5 protein-coding genes and 1 pseudogene are annotated in these 6,412 nt (G+C 68.8%); 3 read left to right on the top strand and 3 right to left on the bottom strand.

The annotated features are described in order from the left end of the window. Nucleotides 1–286: 286 nt before the first annotated feature. Nucleotides 287–1,327, bottom strand: coding sequence for a ScbA/BarX family gamma-butyrolactone biosynthesis protein (locus VN779_RS14300; protein ID WP_325723380.1), 1,041 nt, complete (start codon nt 1,325–1,327; stop codon nt 287–289). A gap of 241 nt (nt 1,328–1,568) precedes the next feature. On the opposite strand from VN779_RS14300, the gene VN779_RS14295 reads away from it, so the two are divergent. Further along, nucleotides 1,569–2,192: a ScbR family autoregulator-binding transcription factor gene (locus tag VN779_RS14295; protein WP_325723377.1), complete on the top strand. Its 624-nt coding sequence runs from the start codon at nt 1,569–1,571 to the stop codon at nt 2,190–2,192. Beyond that, a complete protein-coding gene (locus VN779_RS14290) occupies nt 2,189–3,073 on the top strand; it encodes an SDR family oxidoreductase (protein WP_325723375.1) in 885 nt (294 codons plus the stop codon). The genes VN779_RS14295 and VN779_RS14290 overlap by 4 nt, the downstream gene beginning before the upstream one ends. Nucleotides 3,074–3,131: 58 nt before the next feature. Here the strand turns inward: VN779_RS14290 and VN779_RS14285 are convergent, their stop codons facing one another. Beyond that, nucleotides 3,132–3,821 (bottom strand): TetR/AcrR family transcriptional regulator, encoded by a 690-nt coding sequence (locus tag VN779_RS14285; protein WP_325723373.1) that lies wholly within the window; start codon nt 3,819–3,821, stop codon nt 3,132–3,134. A 260-nt stretch (nt 3,822–4,081) separates the two neighbouring features. On the opposite strand from VN779_RS14285, the gene VN779_RS14280 reads away from it, so the two are divergent. Continuing rightward, nucleotides 4,082–6,082 carry an AfsR/SARP family transcriptional regulator gene (locus VN779_RS14280; RefSeq protein ID WP_325723371.1) on the top strand — a complete coding sequence of 667 codons (2,001 nt, stop codon included), beginning with the start codon at nt 4,082–4,084 and terminating at the stop codon, nt 6,080–6,082. 20 nt (nt 6,083–6,102) lie between these two features. Here VN779_RS14280 and VN779_RS14275 read toward each other — a convergent pair. Further along, nucleotides 6,103–6,412: pseudogene (locus tag VN779_RS14275) on the bottom strand (2-oxoacid:ferredoxin oxidoreductase subunit beta); the annotation flags it as partial.

Here is a 6,412-nt window from a genome sequence, read left to right as displayed (position 1 = left end):
GCGGGGACACGATCCGCGAGGTCAGTTTCTCGGATTCCGCGTTGCAGTACTGCCCGACCTGCCAGACGGGAGGGGTCCCGCTGGCCGACCGGCGGATGTCGAAGTTCGGCGTTCGGACCTGATCCGTCGAGGCGCTAGTCCACAAAGCTCCCTAAACCGCTCGCCCCGGCGGCTCGCCGAGCGAGTGGGCTCGGCGAAACCGTCGGGGCGAGAATTGCAGGGCTCACAGCACATCTGTTACCGCGTCAAGTACGTCGCGGCCTCGGCGAAACTTCTTACACACGGCCTAGACGAGGCTGCGGCAGGAGCACCAGCCGACGGCCACCTGCCGGTTCGACTGGGTCAGTTCGACGCGAACGCGTATCGAACCGTCCGCCTCAGTGTCCTCGGTGACAGCGCGCACCGCGGTCGGCTCACTCAATTCGACGTAACGTTCGAATGTGGCCCTGAGTCGAACCATCGCGGTGCGTTGCGGATAGAGCATGCAGTGCGCGGCCTGACGCATCGCTTCGATCAGCGCCATGCCGGGCACGTGGTCAACCGGGTGGTCGAAGAGCACGGGGTGGGTGGTATCGCACCTGAGCAGCCAGGTGTCTTCGGCGTCCGTGCGGCTGAGTACTACGTCGGCGCGGGCGTCTTTGCCGACGAGAGCCGGGGAAACCGGCTCTGGCAGTGGGTCCGGCTCGGTCGGCGGCGAGACGGCCCCCGCGCCGCCACGCAGCCTGCGGTACGCAGCCGGCGAAATGCACTGTAGTTCGCCCCGGCCGATCCCCACCGGCTCGAGTTCCAGCCCCCGGCGCAGCACCGTGGTGATGGTGAACCCGACCAGCATGTCCTTGCGGAGACGTACGTCCGCGCAGCTGGCTGACAGGATGAGGTTCGTCGGTGTGCCGGCGCAGGAAAGGCCCGCCGCCGTCACGTCGTAACTGAGGTTGCGCATCAGCGCCGCGTGAGCGAGCGGCACCTTGTAGCCGAGATGACTGATGAGCAGCCCGGCCTGACGGACCGTCTCCGCGAACAACAACGGATCGTGGACACCGCGCGCGGTGCGGTAGAAACTGTGACCGCGGGGCCACTGCGCGGCGAGCAGGAACGTGTCCGGCCTGTCGTCTTCAGCGAATCCGGTGAGCAGCACTTCGGCGACCGAGGCGCGGTGCACGAAGCGGCGCGGCACCGGCTGTTCGAAGAAGTCCGACCGAGCGGCGGCGGCAGAGCCGGCCACGGCGTCCGTGGCCGATTGCGCGGTGGTTTCGGCGGTGGCGGTGGAGGAAACGGTGTGCGTCGAGCCTGGTGCCGGTTTGTGCGCGTCTTGCAGTGAACCGATCATTGCAGGAGCCCTCCCCGAGGACGCCCTGGCTGGCGTCGATACCAAACAAACCTACCAGTAGGATTGTTTAGTAGGCAAGGGTCGAGTTTGCTGCCTCCAGCCCTGGTCGTAAGCGGGCAAAGCAGGCTATCGTCTGTAGGAGCAGGCAGTTCTCCGCGAGGCGTTACCGGGGGCGACTCCCGGGTGATACCGTCTGTGTGGTTTTAGTTCCATTCGAACCAGCGCAAAGGCCGGGGTCGTCATGGCACAGCAGGAACGAGCGGTACGTACGCGTGAGGCGGTTGTCCGGGCCGCCGCCGAAGCCTTCGCCGACGCCGGATTCCTGGCGACCAGCATGGCCGACATCTTCGCCCGCGCCGGGGTCACCAAGGGAGCGCTCTACTTCCACTTCACCTCGAAGGAAGAGCTGGCCTTCGCCATCATCGACGCCGAGGAGCAGGCCGCCGGCGAGCTGATCGAGAGCGTGATGTCGACTGACAGCCCGCCGCTGCAGAAGCTCATCGACATTTCCTTCCGCTGGGCGCATCTGATTCAGAGCAACCCGATCGTGCAGGCCGGGCTCCGGATGATCATCGAGCAGGGCACGTATAGCCGGCCGATGCCGCTGCCGTACAACGCGTGGCAGGAGCTGTCCGCGCAGTTGCTGACGCAGGCTCAGGAGCGCGGCGAGCTGGAGCGGTCGGTGGACGTGCGCAACATGGCAGAGTTCATCGTCTCCTCGTTCACCGGGGCGCAGATCGTCTCGCAGGTGGTCTCCGGCCACAAGGACCTGGTGCAGCGGGTGGAGCGGATGTGGCAGCTGCTGCTCAAGGGCATTCTGCCTCCGGGTAATCCGATCGTGTTCTTTCCACGTTTTGAATCATGATCCTGGTCACGGGGGCATCGGGGACGGTCGGTGCGGCGGTGGCGCGGCGGCTCGCGGCGGCTGGATTTCCGCTGCGGCTGGTCGCACGAGATCCGCGCCGGATCGCAGTACGCGGATTCGGCATCGAGTTGGCCGGGGCGGACTTCTCGGATCCGGACACGCTCGCGACAGCGTTTCGCGGGGCCGAACGGGCGTTCATCGCTACCAATGACCCGTTGCGGCCGCAGCAGGATGAGAACCTGCTGGCCGCGGCTGCGCAGGCCGGCGTCAAGCAGGTGGTGCGGCTCTCCGCGCTGATGGTGACCGATCTGGGCGCCGATGATCTGATCACCCGATGGCACCGCGAGTGCGAGCAGCGGCTGCAAGCCTCGGGGCTGGCGTGGACGGTGGTGCGGCCGCGCGCCTTCATGTCGAACACCCTCAGCTGGGCGCGGTCGCTGGTCGACGGCGTGGTACGCGCTCCGTATGGTTCGGCGCGGGTCGCGTGCGTGGACCCTCGAGACGTGGCTGAGGTAGCTGTCAGGGCCCTGACCGAGCCGGGGCACGAGGGGCAGGCCTACCCGGTGACGGGTCCGGCCGCGATCAGCAGCGCGGAGCAGGCTCAGCAGCTCGCTGAGACGCTCGGGCGACCGATCCGGTTCGAGGAGATCTCGGTGGATGAGGCGCACCAGGCCCTGATGGAGCGCTACCCGCGGCCGGTCGCCGATGCGCTCGCGCAGCACTTGCACCGGCGCGGCGCACACGCGAAGTGCCAGGTCGAGCAGACCGTCGAGCGCGTCACCGGGCGCCCAGCGGCCTGCTTTCGGATGTGGGCACGCGACCATGCGGAGGCGTTCCGGTTGGCAGCGCCATCGCAGATCGCAGCCATCGCAGATCACTGATTGCTAGCCACTGGCTGCGTGGCGAGCAATCAGTGATGTGCGATGTGAGGCGTCAAGGTCAGGCGGGGCCGGACCCCGTGCCGGAGGGCTTGTACCGATCCGCTTCGCCGGTTTCGGTCAGGCCGGAGAGCAGCAGCCGCCACACCGAGGTGAGCGTGTCCTGCTCGACCAGCTGCGGCGAGCGACGAAAGAGCAGCTCAAGGCCGGTGAGCACGTAGGCGAGCGCGTCCTTGCCGAGGTTCGGCCGGGTCGGTCCGCTGGCGTCGGACTGTGTGCGCTGCGCGGGAAGCGTGCCCGAATCAGAGCTCGGTGACGCGACGTCCGCCGCGCCTGGCCCGCGCATCACTTCGTCGACCACGCCGGCCCAGTCCAGGCTCAGCCCGACCCGCTCAGGGTAGAGATCCGCGTCGGTTCCCAGCCGAAGCCCCGCCCGCAATACCTGGTCGTCTGCCAGCCGCCCGACCAGCGCATGGCTGAGGTCGATCAGGATTTGCAGCGGCAGCTCAGCGTCCTGACGCCGGCGGGCGTCGGCGAGCAGCCAGTGCACGGTGTCCGCGGCCTCGTCGACGACGGCGAGGGCGAGCTCGCGTTTCGAGGCGAAATGGAAGTAGAGCGCTCCCTTGGTAACGGTGGCCGTGCGGGTGATGTCCCCCAGCGGGGCCGTGGTGAAGCCGTCGCGTTCGAAGACCGCGGCGGCGGCGCGGATGATCGCTTCCCGAGTGCGCTCGGCCCGCTCCTGTTTGATCATGTGCTCTCTTCCGGTTCCGTGCCCTTCGTCGGACGCGTGTGTACGGACTGCGGCTGCGTAAAAGCCTGCGTCAATAAACCATACCATCCCAGCGGTTTTTCGGTGCAAGTGGCCACAACAGGCAGATGAGCTGAGTTAAGCGCGAGCCAGCACGGGCGAACAGCTTGCTCTAGGACGCCATACATGCTAAAAACCACACAGCTGGTTTTTTTTGGCGGCCGCTCCGGTCGCCGGTTCCTCGGGGACTCGAGGTGGGGATCGTGCAGTTCGCAGTGCTTGGGCCGATGGAGGTCCGCGACGATCAGGTCGACGTCACCCCGCCCGCCGCCATGCCGCGCCGGGTGCTGGCCACCCTGCTGCTGCACGCGGACCAGGTGGTGCCGATCCCGACGCTGATCGAGGAGCTGTGGGACGACGAGCCGCCCCGGCTGGCCAGAAAGACCGTGCAGACCTACGTCTACCAGTTGCGCAAGGCGCTGGCCTGCGGCCCGACCGGCGGGGTACGGCAACTGCTGGAGACCAGACCGCAGGGTTACCGGATCCTGCTTGAGCCGGGCGAGCTGGATCTGCGGCTGTTCGAGCAGCGGGCCAGGATCGGCCGCAGCGCCCTGGCCTCCGGCGACGTGGGCAGTGCGGCCTCGTCGCTGCGCGAAGCGCTCTCGGTATGGCGCGGGGACGCGCTGACCGACCTGGTGCCGGGCCCGGTGCTCGCCGCGGAGGCGAGCCGGCTCGAAGACGCGCGGCGCGGCGTGCTGGAGCAGCGGGTCGAGGCAGATCTGCGGCTCGGTCTGCACCGGGAGTTGATCGGCGAGCTCAAAGTCCTGATGATGCGGTACCCCGGACACGAGGAGTTCTGCGCGAAGCTCATGATCGCCGCGTACCGCTCGGGCCGGCGGGACGAGTCGCTGGCCGCCTACGACCGGCTGCGCCGGGTCGTGGTCGAGCAGACCGGTCTCGAGCCCTCGGAGCGGCTGCGCCGGCTTCAGCACGCGGTGCTGGTGGATTCGCCCTCGTTGAGCGCGCCGGAACCCGGCAGCACTCCCCCGCCGCTGCGCGAGCCGCCGGCGGAGCTGCCGCCTGGTCCGGAGCGGATCGTCGGCCGTGCCCACGACTTGGCGCTCATCGGCGCCGCGCTGCGCCGCCGACCGGTGACCACCTCGCCGGGGCTCGTGGTCGTCGCCGGCGCGCAGGGCACCGGAAAGACGGCTACCGCGCTGTTCGCCGCGCATCGGCTGCGCGAGAAGTTCCCCGATGGGCAGTTGTTCGCCGCGCTGCATGCCGATTCGGGCCTGCCGGTCGATCCGCTCGCGGTGTTGCAGGGTTTCCTGCGTTCGGTTTCCACCGAGGAGCCGCCGGCCGCGTTGGAGGCGGCAGCGCGCCGGTTTCGCAGCTGGACCGCCGATCGCCGGGTGCTGGTGGTGCTGGACGACGCGGCCTCGGCCGCGCAAGTGGTCCCGCTGCTGCCGAACGGGCGGGGATGCAGCACCCTGATCACCAGCCGGCGGCTGCTGCCCGGGCTTCCCGGCGCCTCGGTCGTGCGGTTGGGTGCACTCGACCCCTGCGACGCCTTCCAGTTCCTTTCGCTGCTCGTCGGCGAGCCGCGGGTGCTGCGCGATCCGGAAGCCGCGCTGGAGCTGACCGAGCTGTGCGGTGGCAATCCATTCGCGATCCGGGTGGCCGGGGAACGCCTGGCTGCGCGCCCGCTGCTGGGCTTGCCCGAGTTGGCCGAGCGGCTGCGCGCTGAGGAATGGCGGCTGGGCGAGCTGAGCATCGGCTGTCTCGATGTGCGCACACAACTGCTCGAAGCGGGGCGGCGGCTGGATCGCGACGAACGCAGGGCACTGCGACTGCTTGCCGCACTCGGCTCGGGCACCTTCGACCTCGCTCAGGCGATGACGGCGCTTTCCGCGGACGAGCGCACGGCACGACGCCTGCTCAACAGCCTGATCGACGCGTTTTTGGTTGACGACACAGCGCTGGCTGACGAGAGGTCCGTGATCGAAAACGCGGCCCTGCTCGACGACGCCGCTTCGCGAGGCGAGGACTGGTCGTGGACAGCGCGCCGATTCCACCTGCCCGCGCTGCTGCGGCTGGCTTGGTCGGAGGCTAAGCCTTCGGAGACCGAAACGCCGAGATCGCGGCGACGCGGCGTCTTGTGCCGCACCGCGGCCAGGCCGCATCAAAGCCACGCCGTCAGACTGCTGCGTTACTCGTGCATCGCCTGGGGCGTTACGCGCTACGGCTCCGGCAAAGACTCCTGACGCGCCGGTGATTTGGCGGCTCACCGCGGCGGGACCTGCCAGGTGTCGTTGCCGGTGAGCAGGGTGGTGAGGTCGCCGGGGCCGTGGGTGGTGGTCGCTTGGGTTAGTTGGGCGGTCAGTTGCTGGTCGTAGCTGGGGCGCACGCCCTGGCGCAGGATCCCGATCACGGTGCCGTCCAGGCTGGTGGTATCGGCGAGACGGGAGAGGGCGAAGGCGTGTTCCGGGCCGGGTGCGTGGGCGTCGTGGGTGAGGGCGGGGCGCGGGTCGGCCTGCGGGGTGAGCGTGTAGCCGGCGTGGTCCTGGGCGCGTACGGCTTTGCGTCCGTCGCCG

This window comes from Actinocrinis sp., assembly GCF_035605935.1.
In the GTDB taxonomy this organism is placed as follows: domain Bacteria; phylum Actinomycetota; class Actinomycetes; order Streptomycetales; family Catenulisporaceae; genus Actinocrinis.
The sequence above is the reverse complement of the archived record's forward strand: the minus strand, read 5'-3'. Positions and strand labels throughout refer to the sequence as shown.